Annotated in this window: 15 protein-coding genes and 1 riboswitch; all 15 genes read right to left on the bottom strand. The window is 33.1% G+C overall.

Annotated features, from left to right (window positions below; all coding sequences use genetic code 11):
• Positions 1–15: 15 nt before the first annotated feature.
• A complete protein-coding gene (locus KO172_RS05910; protein WP_215492586.1) occupies positions 16–1302 on the bottom strand; it encodes a glycine/sarcosine/betaine reductase component B subunit in 1287 nt (428 codons plus the stop codon).
• A gap of 55 nt (positions 1303–1357) precedes the next feature.
• Positions 1358–1672, bottom strand: a complete 315-nt coding sequence (trxA, locus tag KO172_RS05905; protein WP_019213627.1) for a thioredoxin TrxA — start codon at positions 1670–1672, stop codon at positions 1358–1360.
• 35 nt (positions 1673–1707) lie between these two features.
• Positions 1708–2649 (bottom strand): thioredoxin-disulfide reductase, encoded by a 942-nt coding sequence (gene trxB, locus KO172_RS05900; RefSeq protein ID WP_215492585.1) that lies wholly within the window; start codon positions 2647–2649, stop codon positions 1708–1710.
• 153 nt (positions 2650–2802) lie between these two features.
• A riboswitch (glycine riboswitch) is annotated at positions 2803–2901 on the bottom strand.
• 112 nt (positions 2902–3013) lie between these two features.
• Entirely contained in the window at positions 3014–4615 is a 1602-nt protein-coding gene (locus KO172_RS05895) for a Na/Pi cotransporter family protein (RefSeq protein ID WP_215492584.1), read from the bottom strand.
• 8 nt (positions 4616–4623) lie between these two features.
• On the bottom strand, positions 4624–5091 hold the full coding sequence (locus KO172_RS05890; RefSeq protein ID WP_215492583.1) for a tRNA (cytidine(34)-2'-O)-methyltransferase: 468 nt from the start codon (positions 5089–5091) through the stop codon (positions 4624–4626).
• Positions 5092–5101: 10 nt separating this feature from the next.
• Positions 5102–5920 (bottom strand): Cof-type HAD-IIB family hydrolase, encoded by an 819-nt coding sequence (locus tag KO172_RS05885; RefSeq protein ID WP_215492582.1) that lies wholly within the window; start codon positions 5918–5920, stop codon positions 5102–5104.
• On the bottom strand, positions 5917–7335 hold the full coding sequence (locus tag KO172_RS05880) for a VanW family protein (protein WP_215492581.1): 1419 nt from the start codon (positions 7333–7335) through the stop codon (positions 5917–5919). Before KO172_RS05880 ends, KO172_RS05885 begins: the two co-directional genes overlap by 4 nt.
• On the bottom strand, positions 7332–7979 hold the full coding sequence (nth, locus tag KO172_RS05875; RefSeq protein ID WP_215492580.1) for an endonuclease III: 648 nt from the start codon (positions 7977–7979) through the stop codon (positions 7332–7334). Before nth ends, KO172_RS05880 begins: the two co-directional genes overlap by 4 nt.
• Entirely contained in the window at positions 7960–8262 is a 303-nt protein-coding gene (locus KO172_RS05870; RefSeq protein ID WP_215492579.1) for a DUF503 domain-containing protein, read from the bottom strand. Before KO172_RS05870 ends, nth begins: the two co-directional genes overlap by 20 nt.
• Positions 8262–9452 carry a glycine C-acetyltransferase gene (locus tag KO172_RS05865; protein ID WP_215492578.1) on the bottom strand — a complete coding sequence of 397 codons (1191 nt, stop codon included), beginning with the start codon at positions 9450–9452 and terminating at the stop codon, positions 8262–8264. The genes KO172_RS05870 and KO172_RS05865 overlap by 1 nt, the downstream gene beginning before the upstream one ends.
• A gap of 13 nt (positions 9453–9465) precedes the next feature.
• Positions 9466–10359 carry a tRNA epoxyqueuosine(34) reductase QueG gene (gene queG / locus KO172_RS05860; protein ID WP_215492577.1) on the bottom strand — a complete coding sequence of 298 codons (894 nt, stop codon included), beginning with the start codon at positions 10357–10359 and terminating at the stop codon, positions 9466–9468.
• Complete coding sequence (gene rodA, locus KO172_RS05855; RefSeq protein WP_215492576.1) at positions 10356–11486, bottom strand: rod shape-determining protein RodA; 1131 nt, start codon at positions 11484–11486, stop codon at positions 10356–10358. The genes queG and rodA overlap by 4 nt, the downstream gene beginning before the upstream one ends.
• Before the next feature lie 235 nt (positions 11487–11721).
• Positions 11722–12369: a 50S ribosomal protein L25 gene (locus KO172_RS05850; RefSeq protein WP_215492575.1), complete on the bottom strand. Its 648-nt coding sequence runs from the start codon at positions 12367–12369 to the stop codon at positions 11722–11724.
• 24 nt (positions 12370–12393) lie between these two features.
• Positions 12394–13473, bottom strand: coding sequence for a peptidylprolyl isomerase (locus tag KO172_RS05845; RefSeq protein WP_215492574.1), 1080 nt, complete (start codon positions 13471–13473; stop codon positions 12394–12396).
• Positions 13474–13530: 57 nt separating this feature from the next.
• Positions 13531–17022: a transcription-repair coupling factor gene (mfd, locus tag KO172_RS05840; protein WP_215492573.1), complete on the bottom strand. Its 3492-nt coding sequence runs from the start codon at positions 17020–17022 to the stop codon at positions 13531–13533.
• Positions 17023–17029 lie beyond the last annotated feature (7 nt).

The raw sequence follows: 17029 nt of genomic DNA, 5'->3' as shown, positions 1-17029 counted from the left end.
TAAATTTATTATTAATTATTTGCCTCTTGCTGTTAAGTATCCAAAACCTACTTCAGAAGTAGCTCCTGTTATAGCTTGAATCTCAACTGTTACTGAACCATCAGCCTTTAATGAACCGTCAAATCCACCTGCTATTGTATCGATAAATTCAGGGTGACCTATAACTTTGTCCATCTTAGGTAGTTCAATTAATTCGTTAGCGTTACCGCCAGTAATAACTGCGTCTGCAGCCTTATCAGCGTCCGCTAATGATTGAGAAGCACCGTCTCTACCAGCGTACTCATCTGTAATGATTACAGTCTTAACGCCTTGGCCTTCAATTTTCTTACAGTTCATGATTAAGTCTGTATCTGGGTTACCAAAACCTTCTTGTGAAACAACAGCTCCATCAAGATCTAGATATCTAGCTAGCTTAGCAGTCCAGTTTGAACTTCTTTCCTTATCTGCAAGATAAACGTTTTCGTTAGTGATAATCATACCAACAAAGTTGATAGTTTTACCGTGTTCTTTGTACAATTCTTTAACAACTGGGTTGTTCATGTGTACATAAGAAGGGTTCTTATCGCATGATGATACGCAGTTACCACTAATTATAGCTCCATCAAAAACTTCAGTTGGGTATAAAATTGTAGGAACTATTTGCTTTGCATCGACTCCATAAACGTATGTGTCGTGTAGAAGTCCTTGAGATTGAAGCATTTGAACATATGCAACTCTTGGAAGTCCTTTGAACTTTTCAGCACCTTCCATTAAAGGTAGTGTTTCATAAACTTCTGTTTCATCTGGAGTCAAGTTTCTTGCTGCTTCTGCTAAGTAAGCTGCAGTCTTGAATCCACAATATCTTAGAGCTTTTTCATGTTCGTGTTGCTTTAAACCATCAATTGGTTCAGCAATAACTACAATATTGTTAGTTTTTGAGAATGGTGTATATTGAGCACCTGGGCCTGTCATGTCGACAATACCTTCTTGGAAACCAACAATTTTACCTGTTGTCATTACTGCACAACCTTTAAGAACGTTTGTTTTACCTGAACCAACTACGTCAACTTTTGATAAGATACCAGGGAATACTCCACCAGGTCCTTCAACTTTAACTCTTGGTTCAACAACATCTTTAACCGGTGTGATTCTAACACTTTCTCCCGGTCTAGCGATTTCTACGTCTACAGATTTAATGTGTTCATCTTCCTTACAAAGTTTGATAATGTCATCTTTATTTACATATAAAACACCATTTTCTACCTTTGTTTCTTGGCCGAATTGAACATCTTTAATAAGCACGTTGCCTATTTCTAGACGCATAATCTCACCTCCCTTAAAATTTTAATATATTTAACTATTTAATAGTAAATAAACTTTAGTTATATTTTTCTAACATTTCTCTAACTGATTCTTTAGTAGCGTCTTCTTTAACTCTTGAATCAACTTGAGAGCCATCTTTGTAAATAGCAATTACTGGTAAGCCCATAACTTTTTCTCCAATTGCTAATCTTCTTCCCTTTGAAATATCAAATGATGTGAATTTTACGTTTTTAAATTCATCTTCCATAGCGTGGATATGTGGCATTAAAGCTTTGCATGGTTCACATGTAGGTCCCCAGAAATCCACTAATACATAACCTTCAGCTTGTTTAACTTCTTGTTCAAAATTGTCCTTTGTTACTTCTAACATTTCAATTCCTCCTTAAATTTTATACTATAAGACTATTAGTCTCCGAAATGTTCGTTGATATACTTTTCAGCTTGTGTTGCAGCTATAGCACCATCTGCTGTTGCTGTAACAACTTGTCTTAATTCTTTCTTTCTATTGTCTCCAGCTGCAAATACTCCTGGGATATTTGTATGCATGTTTTCATCTGTTACAATGTATCCGCCTTCCATATCAAGTAAGCCTTCAACTATGTCGTTCTTAGGAGTATATCCTACGAATACGAATAGACCAAATGTTCCGTCATTTTCGTCAGCGAATATTTCACGTCTTTCTTTAGTCTTTGTATCTTCAAGTACAATGCTTGTAAGGATTCCGTCGCCCTTAACTTCAACAACAGTTGCATTCCAAATATAATCAAGTTTTGGATTCTTATAAGCTTTTTCTTTTATACTTTCAGCTGCACGTGCTTCTTCTTTACCCTTTCTATATACTAGAGTAACTTTTCTAGCAAACTTAGATAGGTACATAGCCTCTTCGAATGCTGAGTCTCCACCGCCTACTACATAAACTTCCATGTCTTCAAAGAAGTTAGCATCACATGTTGCGCAGTAGCTAACGCCTCTGCCAGTGAATTCTGCTTCACCAGGGCAACCAATCTTTCTTGGTGTAGCGCCTGTTGCAACTATAACAGTTTTGCCTTCGTAAGTTTTGTCTTTGCAAACAACTTTCTTAACCTTATCGTTAAGTTCTAGCTTTTGAACTGTATCGATTACGAATTCTGCACCAAAGCTGTCTACTTGATCTTTCATTCTCTTAATAAGGCTTGGACCTGAAGCGTCTTCAACTGAACCTGGATAGTTCGCAACTTCGTCAGTTATAACGATTTGTCCACCTGCTTTTTCCTTTTCAAGGATAAGTGTTTTAAGTCTTGCTCTTGAAGCATATAGGCCAGCTGCTAAGCCTGCAGGGCCTCCTCCAATAATAATTACATCATACATTATGATATTCCTCCTTATACTACATATTGTTTATTAACAAAATTGTCCATAAATTAAAAAACAGAAAACAAGCCACTCTTGTTCTCTGTCCATAACCTGTGAGATTCTCTTAAACAAGATTGCTCCATCGGTGCTTAAAGCTTTCCAGAGTACTGTCAAAACGCGGTTCTTTTACCTGAGACTTTTGAATATAAGTAGTGAGCTTAGATTCTTTACCCTTCGGTGACATACGTTCTCTCCCGCATCTGTCGTCCAGTCCATTACTGATTATATTATACTACAAATAGTATTAATTTGCAAGCCTTTCTACATTTAATTTTTTTATATCTGAATTAAAATCTGTTTTCTTTGCACATTAAAGTAATTATTTGAAATGTTTAAGTACATAACCAGCTATGTTGTCAGCATGGTCACCAATTCTTTCTAGATTTGATATTGTGTCTAAGAATATGATGCCTTGCTCTTCTTCGCATTCATTGCTCATAAGTCTTCTAAAATGTTTTTCTCTAAATTCTTTTTCGCAAACGTCTATCTTCTTTTCTATATTAATAATATCATATGCCATTTCTTCAGACATAGATTTGTATGCATTCATTGTTAGTGTAAATACATTAACTGTTAAGTCATACATTTCGTTAAGCTCTCTCTTTCCTTCACCAGTAAAATGTATGTCCATGTTTATTCTTTCTTCACTTAATTGAGTGATGTTTTTAACGTGGTCTCCAGCTCTTTCAATATCGTTTACAATAAAGAATAAATCGTCGACTGTTTCGTGTTGTTCTTTAGATAGTCCTGATGTTGATACCTTTACTAAATAATCTATAATTTCTTTTTGTAAGCTGTTTATAAGTTCTTCTCTTTCATATATGACTTCCATAAGCTCAATCTTTTTATTAATTAATAAGTTTCTTGAGTCTTCTATGTTTTGTAATACTAAATCATTCATTCTTGTTAATTCGTCCACAACTGTTCCTATTGCTAAACCTGGTGTAGTTAATATACGATAGTCTAGGTGAATAGAATGTTTATCTTCTTTACTGTCACTTTCTGGTATAAGTTTTTGTGCAATCTTAACCAAAACTTTGGCAAAAGGCATCATCCAAAGTACATTTATAACGTTAAAGAATGTGTGAGCCATAGCTATTTGTGTCGTAGGTGAAGCAAAAGTATTGACAACATAAGTTTCTATCGGATTCTTTAGCAATAATAAAAATACTATAGATCCAAACACATTAAAAATAAAATGTATAAATGCTGCTTGTTTAGCTGTTCTATTGGCTCCAATACTTGATATAAGTGCTGTAGTTGTTGTACCTATGTTTTGACCAAATAGTATTGGGAATGCTATGTGCATATTAATTATATTTTGTGAAGCAAGAGCTAGTATGATGGCTTGTGCTGCTGATGACGATTGTAGTATAGTTGTCATTACTAAACCAACTAGTAAGCCTAGCCATGGATTAGTTAATTTAGCCATAAGCTCTGCATATACTGGGCTTTCTCCTAAAGGCCTCATCGCTTCACCCATTGCTGCCATACCAAAGAATAATATGCCAAGTCCTAAAACAATTTCTGCATAGCTTTTTATTTTTTTCTTCTTGCCCAGCATAAATAATAAAACGCCAACAAATATTGCTATAGGTGCATATTTAGAAATATTAAGGGCTAGCATTTGACCAGTAATTGTTGTACCTATATTTGCTCCAAATATTATACCTACTGCTTGGTACAGATTCATAAGTCCTGCATTGACAAAACCTACAACCATAACTGTAGTTGCTGATGAGCTTTGTATAATCATAGTGACTACAGTACCAACTAAAATACCTAAGAATGTATTCTTAGTCAATGCTCCAATTATATTTTTTAATTTACTGCCAGCTGCCTTTTGAAGACCGTCTCCCATAAGGCTCATTCCATATAGGAATAAACCAAGGCCTCCCATCAGACCTAATAAATACTCCATACCATCACCTACACTAATTCCATAAAGTTTAGTTGCCTAAGTGCTTCATATAAAATAACTGTGCATGAATTAGCCAAGTTCAAAGACCTTTTTAAGTCTTTTATCATTGGTATTCTAATTGCTCTTTCACTGTGCTCTTTTATAAAGTCCTCCGGCAAACCAGCTGTCTCTTTACCAAAGAAGATAAAATCTCCATCCTTAAATTTAACATCTGAATATATCTTTGTAGTCTTTGTTGTCGCAAGATAAAAATTTACATTTTTGTTCTTTTCAAAAAAGTCGTTTAAGTCTTCATATGTAGTAATATCGAGATACTTCCAATAATCTAAGCCTGCCCTTTTTAAATATTTATCACTAAGCTCAAATCCAAACGGCTTTATTAAATGAAGCTTTGAATTTGTCAAAACACAGCTCCTAGCAATGGCTCCTGTGTTATGTGGTATTTCTGGCTCGTGCAAAACTATGTTAATAGCCATGAGTTTCCTCCTAAAAATATTGTTTTAAGAATTTCATTATGCCATCATGATTATTGTCATAATCCGTAATGAAATTAGCTTTTTGCTTCAGTTCATTTGTAGCGTTACTCATAGCAACACCCACTTTTGACTCTTCTATCATCTCTATATCGTTATTATTATCTCCAAATGACATTAGGTTTTCTATATCTAAGCCTAAATTTTTACATAAATATTTAAGTGATTTAGCTTTATTGACTCCTTCTGGTACAATCTCTATATTATTCGCCCAAGAACTAGATATCTTTACGCCAGAAATTTTCTTTAGCTCTGATCTAATCTCTTCAAGGCGATTTTTATTTTCTTCTACTAATAAGACTTTAAAATATGACTTGTCATTGCAAGAGTCTTTTATCTCTTCAATATTATTATATTCAACAATTTCTATGTTATCTTTTATATTCTTTGGCACTCTGGAGTATGTGTTTAATGATGTTGTGCCTTTAAGTCTATAGAATTCATTAACTCCATAGAAATGAAAATTCATCTTATTATCAGTTAAAACATCAATTACTTTTATGAAGGCTTCTGTATCTATAGGTTTTTCATAAACTCTTCTGCCCTCATAGTCAGTAACGACGCTACCGTTAGTTGCTACTATAGATGTTTTAAAGGGAAGTATATTTGCGTACGCTTCAATCGACCTGTGAAGTCTTCCACTTGAAAGAACTATATGGATCCCTTCATTGTATAATCTTTCTATTTCTACACATGTTCCTCTACTTACCATTTTTTCGCTATTAAGTAAAGTGCCATCCATATCAAAGGCAAGTATTTTTATATTCATCATGGTAACACCACCGCATCATTATTTTCACTATCTTGGTTAGAGCTATCGATATCTGCAGATTTTTCAGAAACTCTAACGATCGTATCTCTCTTTGGATAATAATTTTTAGTAAATTGTTTATTTGAGATAACTTTTCCATCTTTAGTAATAATTTTATTAGTAACTACTCTATATCCATCATATCCCTTGAAATCAACTACTCTTTCACCTGGTTTAAGACTAGGATCAACTTTTTCAATAGTTTCTGATTTAATTACTTCAACTATCTCTGATTTAAAGCTTATATCATAATCTTTCTTAGTTTTGTCACCATATACATAAAATGTTACTTTGTTTTTACTTACATTTGAGTCTATATATACAGGAAAGTCAAATTCATTTTTGAATCTTAAATTCTTTGTTCCTCTCCAAACCGCGCAATCTTGACCCTTTGGTACATAGCTAGCCGCTCTTGAGTGAGGGTGTCTTTCAAGAATTTTAACCCCAGCTCTTATAAGAGCGTTATATAGTGTTGTTGAAGTTTGACACATGCCTCCTCCTAGACCGTCCTCATATTCTCCGCCCTTTAATACATGCGCATTTTTATAACCTTTTGCTGTAGTTACATCTCCTATCGCATTATTAAAATTAAAAGATTCTCCAGGAAGCAAAAGTTTTTTTGAAACGGTATCTGATGAGACTCTTATATTTGTCTTTCTTTCGTTTGAACTAGAGCTTATATCTGTTGTAAATGATCCTATAAGGCCGTTAATCTTTTCTAGGTCTGAATGTTTCTTTTCTGGTTCTATAGTCTCAACGATCGCAACAACAGAATCTTCGTTATTGTTAATTGCATTAATAATGTCATTTTTAAGTTTTTCAGAATCCAGTGTTTTTCCATCCTTGCTTTCTGTAGAGGTTATTTTGCCATTGTTAGCGCTAAACTCAGCATTTACCGCTTCACAATTAGTCTCTTTAGCGATACTACTTACGAATTCATCCACATGTGAATAATCAATCTCTTTGTCGATGTTGATATTTAAAGCAGTTTCTTTTATTTCTTGTAATTTATTATATCTTTCTTCTAGCTCTCCTTCTCTTGCATAGTCATATGCTTCGTCTACAGCTTTGTCTAGATTCATATTTTGATCAAGATTTTTTAGCTCAAAAGTATAATTTTTATCTTCTACAGCTACATTTATTTTTTTATCTTTAACTTCGTTTTCTTTAGATACAATTATCTTTTCCTTTGCTTCATCTTTCGAAAGTCCAGATACATCAACTCCGTCTACCGTTATATATTCATATATTTTGTCACTTTTTAATGCTTCTTTCATAGCTTCAATTCTTTTGTGTTCAGTGTATTTTTTATATCCAAAATATGATCCGCCCAATATTAAAATCAAAACTATAAATAGTACTAAACCTTTTTTCATTTCTTCATTCCCTTCCTATATAAGCATATCTCTTCTAGATTACATTCTTCACATAAAGGTCTTTGTGCTTTACATACCCTTCTTCCATGGAAAATTAGAAGATGGTGTGCTAAAGACCAAGTATTCTTAGGTAGCTTTTTCATAAGTGCCTCTTCAGTATCTAATACATTGTCTTCATTTACTAAGCCGATTCTATTAGAGACTCTGAATACATGTGTATCAACCGCAATCCTTTGCTCGCCAAATGCGTTAGACAAAACAACATTTGCAGTCTTTCTACCGACTCCCGGTAGCTCTATAAGCTCCTCATATGTATTTGGAACCTTTCCATTGTATTTATGTACTAATATGTCGCAAGTCTTTTGTATGTTTTTTGCCTTGTTTCTAAAAAATCCTATAGACTTTACCATATCTTCAATCTCAGAAAGTGGTCTTTCTATATAATCAATAGGCTCTGGCAATATTTTAAACATCTTATCTGTTACTTTATTGACTTGCTTATCTGTTGTTTGAGCTGATAATATCGTTGCTATTAAAAGCTCAAATTCATTTGTAAAATGCAGCTCAGGACCTGCGTCAGGATAATCCTGACGCAGTAAGTCCAAAACTGTATTTACTTCTTTTTTATTTAATACTTTTCTCATAACTATACATCTCTTTATCTATATTTGTAATTTCAACTCTATCATCATTGTCGATAAAGTTTATAATCTTTTCAATAATTTTTTCATTATACTTACTATCGTTTGACACAAAGGAAATGCCTATCTCGCTTACTTGCCACTTGTCATTATCTGCAGCTTCGCAGCACGAAATGTTAAACCTTGACTTGAGTCTTTCAATAAGCGATTTAAGAACCATGCGTTTATCTTTTAAGCTTAAAGCATCATATATAGTTATGCTGATAAGCATAATAGTAACGAACATTATTTTAAAATGTTCATTTCCTTTCCTACTTTTTCAAATATTCTGCAAGCTTCATCTAATTGTTCCTTAGTGTGCGCAGCTGTTACCATACATCTAACTCTACCAGTTCCTCTTGGTACTGTTGGGAATACGATAGCTGAAACGAATACACCGTTTTCAAGTAATTTTCTTGAGAATTCCATAGCCTTAGCTTCTTCACCTATGATAACTGGTGTGATAGGTGTTTCACTGTGACCTGTATTGAAGCCAAGTTTGCCTAATTTTTCCTTGAAGTATTTAGCATTGTCCCAAAGTCTGTCTGTATATTCACTGCTTTCCATAAGCATCTTTATAGCTTCTGTTATTGCTCCAACTGATGCTGGTGTTAAACTTGTTGAGAATAATACTGGTCTTGCTCTGTGAATCAACCATTCGTACATAGTTTCTGATCCAGCAACATAACCACCTATACATCCTATAGCTTTAGATAATGTTCCGATAGAGAAGTCAACTCTACCATGTAGGTGGAAGTGATCAACTGTACCTCTACCGTTTTCGCCTAGAACGCCTGAGCCGTGAGCATCGTCAACATATGTCATACATTCATACTTTTCAGCTAAATCAACGATGTCTGGTAACTTAGCAATATCTCCATCCATAGAGAAAACACCGTCTGTTATAATAAGAACGTTTCTGTAATCTTTTCTCTTTTCCTTTAAAACATCTTCCAAACTATCCATGTCAGAGTGCTTAAATATAGCTCTATCTGCTTTAGAAAGTCTAGTTCCATCAATGATAGATGCGTGGTTTAATTCATCAGAGATAATTAAATCTCCCTTTTCTGTAACTGCTTGGATTGTTCCTGCATTACAGTTGAATCCAGATTGATAAATGAAAGCTCTTTCTTCTCTTTTGAACTCAGCTAGAACTTTTTCTAGTTCTTCATGGATGTCCATGTTACCAACTATAGTTCTTACAGCTCCTGAGCCAGCACCGTATTTTTCTATCGCTTCGATAGATGCTTTCTTGATTCTAGGATTGTTTGCAAATCCTAAGTAGTTGTTTGATGATAAGTTAATAACTTTTTTACCATTTAAAACAATCTCTGCGTCGTCAGGTGAGTTTAATATAGGTAATTTTCTATAAACTCCTTGATCTTTTAATTCTTGGATTTTATCTTTTAAAAATCCTAATTCATGTACATTTGACATAATACCCTTCCTTTCATTTAACTATATCATTATTATTGTCTATAATGTTTGCATTTCTAAAAAGTATACTTTTGCCACGCCACAAAGCTGACATAGCTTTGTATTTTTCTTTAAATTCTTTATTACTTAATTTAAAATCTTCTTTATAAACAAGCCCATAGTCCTGTGAAGAATGGAATTCTTCGTGATAAACTTTTTTAGCTTTTATATTGTAGGGACATATCTCTTGACAGATATCGCAGCCATAAATATATGTCTTTAAATTCCTCTTCTCAAAATCATCTAAGTCGCCTTTTTTCTGAGTAATATATGACAAACACCTTGTCATCTTCATCTTATAATTACAAAGTGCTTTATTTGGACAAGCCCTCTCGCAAATATTGCAATCCTTGCAATCAAGCTTTAGTGGTAAGTCATAAAAATCACTTCGCTCATTACCTATTATATACCCAATAAATATAAAAGAACCTAATAAAGGATTAATGATGCAAGTGTTCTTACCCAAAAATCCTAAACCTGATTTCTGCGCTAGAAGTCTCTCTATCAATGGACCTGTATCCACAAAGACATGACTTTCACTTTCTTTATTTTTGAAAAGCTCCTTATCTATCTTTACTAACTTATCCATAAATACTTTGTGATAATCATATCCATAAGATGATCTAGAAAGTAGATATGTATTTTCCTTCCTTGCTGCTTTTTTATAGTTATAGCTAAGCCCAAAGACTATAATGCTGCGTGCATTTGGAAATAGTTTTTTAGGATTTAACCTTTCTTCTTCAGTAAACTTTGTAAATTCATTAGATGCATCTCCAAGAGGCATTAATCTTTCAGTATTTGTAATTCTAAATGTATCTACTCCGTATTTCTTTATTAACTTTTTTATTTTACTATGACTTATAATCATTGAATAAAATCTAAGCTCTTATCAATAAACCTGGATACTCCTCTGTTATAATTAACAGACAATACAAGCCCTATACAAGCAAGACTTGTCAACTGGAAGGTTCCAGCATAGCTTATAAAAGGTAGTGGAATCCCTGTTACAGGTAGTATCCCAAGTATCATCCCAATATTTTGAACTATATGGAACAAAAACATTCCTAAAAAGCCTGATACCATAGCTGAACCAAAAACATTATCTGAATTTTTAGCTATATTAATCATCCTGCTTAGCATGCAATAGTACAATAATATCATTATAGCGCCTCCAAAAAATCCAGTCTCTTCTCCAACTATGGCAAAGATTGAGTCTGTATGCTTTTCTGGTACATATTTATACATATTTTGAGTGCCTTTGAAGAGTCCTCTGCCAAATAGCTTACCTGAACCCAAGGCAATCTTACCTTGAATTACCTGTCTACCTGAACCCATAGCATCTCTATTGGGATCCAAAAAGTCATATATTCTGTTTTTTTGATATTGATTCATAGAAAACCATAAAGCTGGTATAGATAGAACACCAAGTCCTATGGCATACATTACGTATCTTAAAGATATACCTTGTGAAAATAACATTATAAATATAAAAAACACATATACAATCGCAGTTCCGAAGTCTGGCTGCAATAGTATTAATAAAACTGGTAAAAATGCAAAAGCAAGTATCTTAAGCAAAACAAATGGGTTGTTTAGCTTGTCAATATTGTTCTCTATGTACTTAGCAAGTGATATTATAAGTCCTACCTTTACAAACTCGGATGGTTGAAAAGAAAATTTTGATCCTATTTGTATCCAGCTTTTAGCATCGTGAACGGACTTACCAAAAAGCAATGTTGCTATTAAAAGCAAGATGCATCCAGCATAGATAAACAAGTATAACTTGCCCCATATATTATAATCTATAAGCATTAATACAAACATCACTAATATACCTAATGCTAAAGACAAAAAGTGTGTCTTCATTAGGCTGTTTTGTACAGGCTTTGCAAATGATAATGTTGTTGAATACACCATTATAGTTCCAAAAGCAAGTAGCGCTAATATCGTTAATACTAATATTATATCTATTCTAAACTTAGGCTTTTTATTCATAGTCCTCTCCTTTTGCATACATATTTATTATAAAATAAAGGCACTTATAAGTCAAGGAATATGATGTATTATTGTCTTAAAAATTAATATAATAAGCCGCACTTTTTACTACTCGCTCAATATTTATTTCTTTGTTTTATGTACTTATATAACTGAGGAAAAAATATATTGTGCTCTAAATAAAAAAAGCCTTGCTACTCTTAATGAATAGCAAGGCATATAATCAATATTGTTATTATTCGTTATCTGCTTCTTCAGCTTTTTCTTCTTTACCAACTACTGGTACGTCAGCTGCAGCTGTTTCAGTAGTTTCTTCCTCTTCTTTTTCTTCTCTTGGCATTGATAATGAACATACAACTTCATCTAAATCTATAAGTACTTCAACATCTTTGTTGTCGCCTACTAAATCTCTTACTGTAAATGTATCATCGTAGTCCATATTTTGAACGTCTATTGAGAAGCTATCAGGTATATTTGCTGGTAAAACTTCAACTTCGATAGTGTCTAATTGTTGATTTAATACAGATGGCTGTTTTCTAATTTCATCTCTATTGATTAATTCAACTGGAACTTCAATCTTAATCTTTTCATCCATGTTTATTCCTTGGAATCCAACATGGTAGATTTGATTCTTGAATGGGTGTCTTTGAATTTCCTTAACGATAGCTGGTCTTATAGTACCATCTATGTCAAGATCAATAATGCTTGTCATACCTGCTTTTTGGTATAACATTTGGAACTCTAAATCACCTATAGTGATGTTTTCTGTTTCTTTTCCTTTTTGGAATACTGCTGCTGGTAATTTTTCATTTTGTCTAATTTTATCAACTTTATTTTTTCCTACAGCTTCACGCTTTTCTGCTTTTAATTTGTATTCAGTCATGATATCCTCCTTAAAATTTATAAATTATTTATTATCTGATTTATCTTCAGTTTTACTGTCATCTTTTGACTCAGTGTCTTTATTATCTTCTTTTGTTTCATTATCTTTGCTCTCATCTTTAGTTTCAGCATCTTTGCTTTCTTTATTATCTTTGTCTGTTTTTTCTTCTTCTTTTATCTCAGGTAAATCCATCTTCTTAATTTCTGCATTTGCTCTAAGGTCTTTCATGTATTGTACAAACTTTTGACTCTTTAACGCTTGTTCAATCTCTGACTTTAGATCATCTAATTTGTCTTTTTTATCATCAACTTTAACTATATGGTAACCCATATCTGTTTTAAATACATCAGAATATGAACCAATTTCAGTAGAATTAACTGCATTTAAGAACTCTTGCGGTAGTGATGACGCTTGAACTTCTCCCATAACTCCTCCGTTTGCAGCAGAGTAAGTATCTGTAGATTCTTTTTTAGCTAGCTCAGCAAAATCTTCGCCTGCATCTAATTTGTCATGAAGCTTTTTAGCATCTTCTTCCTTATCAGTCATGATGTGACTCAAGTTATACTTTACGAGTTTATCTTTATTCTCGTCATAGAACTTTTGAATCTCTTCATCACTTATTTTGTTGTCTTTGTAGAATGCTTCTTCTAACTTTTGTTGTTTGTATTCCTTCTTTATACTGTCTTTGATGAAATCATCCGTAATGTTTTGTTGTTTCAAGAATTGTTCGTATTGTTCTTTTCCGCCCATATCCTTGATAGTTTGTTCATACATCTTGTTAACTTCATCGTCACCAATCTTAATCTTCTTCTTGTCGATTTCTTGATTGATAAGTTCATCTACAATAAGTTTTTCTAGTATATTCTCTTTAAGCTTATCCTTAAATGAAACACCGTCTTTATCAGTTTTCTTTAATGCTTCTTCTCCAAGTTGTTGCTTATACATACGTTCATATACTTTGTAATTTTCGGTGAACTCTTTTTCTGTAATTGCTTTTCCATTAACAGTTGCTACTGCACCTTCTTCAGTCTTTTTGCAAGATACTGAAAACATCATTGTCAATATTGTTAATGCAAGCAAAACAATTTTAAAATGTTTCTTCATTATATCTCCCCTTAAATTTTACTCATAGAGTTATTATATATCCTTTTGAAATATTTTTCAAGCTTTTTTTATATATTTACTGCTTTTAAGTAAAATTAATATATCTTTTATAAGTTTTATTTTGTCATCGTCTAGTATGGAGACTCTAATCACATTCATATATCTCTTGTTAATATAGAGCCTGTTCTTATACTTCTTATATATATCAGCTATCCATTGTGGATCTATGACCTTATCATTAAGAAACTCTATCCTAATATCTTCACCCGCTTCGTTGATTGATGTTATCGAAAACTCTTTTGCCATAGATCTAAGTTCGCTAATATCTATTAGGTTTACAATGGACTTTGGAATATCAGCAAATCTATCGACTATCTCGTCAATAAGTTCGCTCTTCATTTCTTCATTCTCAACAGCGGCTATCTTTTTATATAAGTCCATCTTAACATATTCGTCTGGAGCAAAGTCATCCGGTATATAAGCATCGACGTTAATATCGACTCTTGTATCGATGTCCTCTTTCACCTCGTAGCCTCTTAACTTTTTGATAGCAAGGTTTAAGTACTTTATATATAAATCGTATCCAATAGCTGCGATGTGACCGTGTTGTGAAGTGCCTAATAAGTTGCCTGCGCCTCTTATTTGTAAGTCTCGCATAGCAATTTTATACCCACTTCCGAGCTCTGTAAACTCTTTTATAGCTTTTAGTCTCGCTTCTTGTGTTTCAGTTAAAACTTTGTTTTCCTTATAAGTGAAATAACCATAGGCGATTCTATTCATCCTGCCTACTCTTCCTCTTAGCTGATAAAGCTGACTAAGGCCCATGTTCTCTGAGTTATATACTATTATGGTATTTGCATTTGGAATATCAAGGCCAGTCTCTATAATTGTCGTTGAAAGAAGGACATCATACTTATGATACATAAAATCAACCATTACCTTCTCAAGCTTTGCTTCGCTCATCTGTCCATGACCAACAGCAATCCTTGCTTCTGGCACTAATGTTTTTAGTTCATTATACATTTTATCAATATTTTCTACATTGTTAAATACAAAGAAGACTTGTCCGCCTCTATCCATCTCTTTAAGTATGGCATCTCTTACAAGGCTTTTGTTGTATTCGAGAACATATGTTTGTATTGGATATCTATCTTGCGGTGCTTCTTCTATAACAGACATACTTCTTATCCCAGAGAGTGCCATGTGCATGGTTCTTGGTATAGGAGTCGCAGACAGTGATAATACGTCAACATTTTCTTTTAGCTTTTTAATCTTTTCTTTATCTCTAACCCCAAACCTTTGTTCTTCATCTATGATTAGTAGCCCTAAATCTTTAAATCTTACATCTTCAGATAAAAGTCTGTGTGTACCAACAACTAAGTCTATACTATGCGTTTGTAATTCTTCAGCAGTCTTTTTAAGCTCCTTGCTCGTTCTAAAACGTGACATCATCGCTGAGCGTATAGGATATTTATTAAATCTTTCAAGTATTGTCTCATAGTGCTGCTGACAAAGTATAGTTGTTGGGCACAAGAATGCAACTTGCTTGCCATCCATGATTGCTTTAAACGCAGCTCTCAGTGCGACCTCAGTTTTGCCGAAGCCAACATCCCCACACAAAAGTCTATCCATAGGCTTATTGGATTCCATGTCCTTTTTAATTTCGATAATAGATTCGAGTTGTCCCTTCGTCTCCTCATATGGAAAGGCCTCTTCAAAATCTTTTTGCCATGGCGTATCCTTAGAAAAAGCAAAACCTTCTTTTTCCTTCCTAATAGCATATAGTTCAACTAAGTCCTCAGCCATCTTCTCTATAGCCTTCTTTGACTTGGACTTTTGTTTTATCCAATCATTAGTAGATAGTTTATTTATCTTGACGTCTTTACTATCCTTGTCAGAAAACTTTTGTATCCTATCCATCTGGGCTATAGGAACATAAAGTTTATCTTCGCCTTTGTACTGTATGTATAAAAAGTCTTTCTTAGCGCCAAGGACTTCAAGCTTAACTATGCCTTTATATATACCAACACCATGATCTTCGTGAACTATATAAGTTCCTTCTAATATATCAGAAATATCAAGTTTCTTAGAAGATTTCTTCTTTCTAATTTTTTCTTTTTGTGAGCCATAAATATCGTTTTCTGATAAGACTATAAACTTATTCTCATTAAATATAAAGCCTCTTGTAGATGAATCATTTCTCAATAACAATTGACCTGATAATATCTTATCTTCTACTTCACTCTCTTGAATGAACCCTATGTCATTATCTTTAAACAATGAATAAATCCTATCATACCTTTCTATATCTTTTATAGAAAGAAGTATTTTGTAGCCTCTATGCTTATAGTGTTTTAAGTCCTCTAATAAAGCATCATACTTTGCATTGTACTTAGTAACGGAGTTTAAGTGCAAATTATATATGGCTTCAGGATTAAAATCTTTCGTATTTAATAAAATATTTGATAATAAAACTAATTTTCTATCCTTAAATTTATTCAAAACATCATTATAAGACATGATGGCATTAAATTCTTTAAGAAGTATCTCGCCATTCTTATATAAAGACTCCATCTCTTGAGAATGAAATTTTGTGTACTTCTCATACTCATCTTCAAGCCTTTTGCTTTCATCTAAGTATACATAAGTGTTGTCATCAAAGTAATCAAATATACTTGACTTATACTTATCAGGGATATATCTTAAGAGCAAGGATCTGTTCTTATCATAGCTATCCTCACTTAATAACTCAAAATACTCTTTGAATTTTTCATTCATAAGCGAGTATGAGCTCTTATTCGTTTCTTTAGTCTTGTCAAAGTCCTTCTTTAAATTATCAATGATGCTTTTTTTATATTCATCAAGGATAAGTATCTCTCTTGCCGGATTAATAAGTATTTCTTCGGTAGTGGCAATAGTCTTTTGCGTATCCTTATCAAATATTCTTATTGAATCAATCTCATCAGAAAAAAACTCTATCCTAAATGGCATATCAGAAATCGAGTCATAGATATCTACAATAGAGCCTCTAAGGGCAAATTCACCTTTATTAGATGCTATACTTGCCCTTTTATAACCAAGCTTAGTTAAAGAACTAATTAAGTCATCAATATTAACAACTTGATTAGTCTTTAATTTAAAACTTAGGCTCTTATAGATATCTTGACTGATAAGCTCTTCATCGAGAGTCTTTACATCCATTATCAAGATAGAGTTTTTGTTCTTGAGTACAGACATAAGTGTCTGTATTCTTGAATATTCAGTTTCTAAAGAGGAGTCGCTAACATTGTAGAAAAGCATCTCCCTCTTCTTTAAATAATAAACATTTGCATGAGAATTTTTTAGATCCTCATATAGTCTTCTTGCTCTTGATTCATCATAAGTTATGATGATTGAGCTAGTGTCACTTTCATCTTGGATAGTTTTAACACTTACACCTATAGCTTCTTCAACAAGACCATTAATAAAGATTGGACTTAAGCCATTTTTAATATCCTTAATTATATCTTTGTATTGAAAAGCTAATAAGCCTTTTTGTAAAATATCCATGTTACAC

Source organism: Fenollaria sporofastidiosus (assembly GCF_943169635.2).
In the GTDB taxonomy this organism is placed as follows: domain Bacteria; phylum Bacillota; class Clostridia; order Tissierellales; family Peptoniphilaceae; genus Fenollaria; species Fenollaria sporofastidiosus.
Note: the sequence above shows the minus strand (reverse complement) of the source record. Positions and strands in the feature narration are given on the sequence as shown.

Bases quoted from the DNA above. Each gene is read 5' to 3' on its own strand.
- KO172_RS05850 (WP_215492575.1), bottom strand. From the start codon at position 12,369: ATGACTGAATACAAATTAAAAGCAGAAAAGCGTGAAGCTGTAGGAAAA.
- KO172_RS05885 (WP_215492582.1), bottom strand. From the start codon at position 5,920: ATGATGAATATAAAAATACTTGCCTTTGATATGGATGGCACTTTACTT.
- queG (WP_215492577.1), bottom strand. From the start codon at position 10,359: ATGATTATAAGTCATAGTAAAATAAAAAAGTTAATAAAGAAATACGGA.
- KO172_RS05845 (WP_215492574.1), bottom strand. From the start codon at position 13,473: ATGAAGAAACATTTTAAAATTGTTTTGCTTGCATTAACAATATTGACA.
- KO172_RS05870 (WP_215492579.1), bottom strand. From the start codon at position 8,262: ATGTTCGTTACTATTATGCTTATCAGCATAACTATATATGATGCTTTA.
- KO172_RS05865 (WP_215492578.1), bottom strand. From the start codon at position 9,452: ATGTCAAATGTACATGAATTAGGATTTTTAAAAGATAAAATCCAAGAA.
- nth (WP_215492580.1), bottom strand. From the start codon at position 7,979: ATGAGAAAAGTATTAAATAAAAAAGAAGTAAATACAGTTTTGGACTTA.
- KO172_RS05890 (WP_215492583.1), bottom strand. From the start codon at position 5,091: ATGGCTATTAACATAGTTTTGCACGAGCCAGAAATACCACATAACACA.
- KO172_RS05895 (WP_215492584.1), bottom strand. From the start codon at position 4,615: ATGGAGTATTTATTAGGTCTGATGGGAGGCCTTGGTTTATTCCTATAT.
- trxB (WP_215492585.1), bottom strand. From the start codon at position 2,649: ATGTATGATGTAATTATTATTGGAGGAGGCCCTGCAGGCTTAGCAGCT.
- KO172_RS05910 (WP_215492586.1), bottom strand. From the start codon at position 1,302: ATGCGTCTAGAAATAGGCAACGTGCTTATTAAAGATGTTCAATTCGGC.
- trxA (WP_019213627.1), bottom strand. From the start codon at position 1,672: ATGTTAGAAGTAACAAAGGACAATTTTGAACAAGAAGTTAAACAAGCT.
- mfd (WP_215492573.1), bottom strand. From the start codon at position 17,022: ATGGATATTTTACAAAAAGGCTTATTAGCTTTTCAATACAAAGATATA.
- KO172_RS05880 (WP_215492581.1), bottom strand. From the start codon at position 7,335: ATGAAAAAAGGTTTAGTACTATTTATAGTTTTGATTTTAATATTGGGC.
- rodA (WP_215492576.1), bottom strand. From the start codon at position 11,486: ATGAATAAAAAGCCTAAGTTTAGAATAGATATAATATTAGTATTAACG.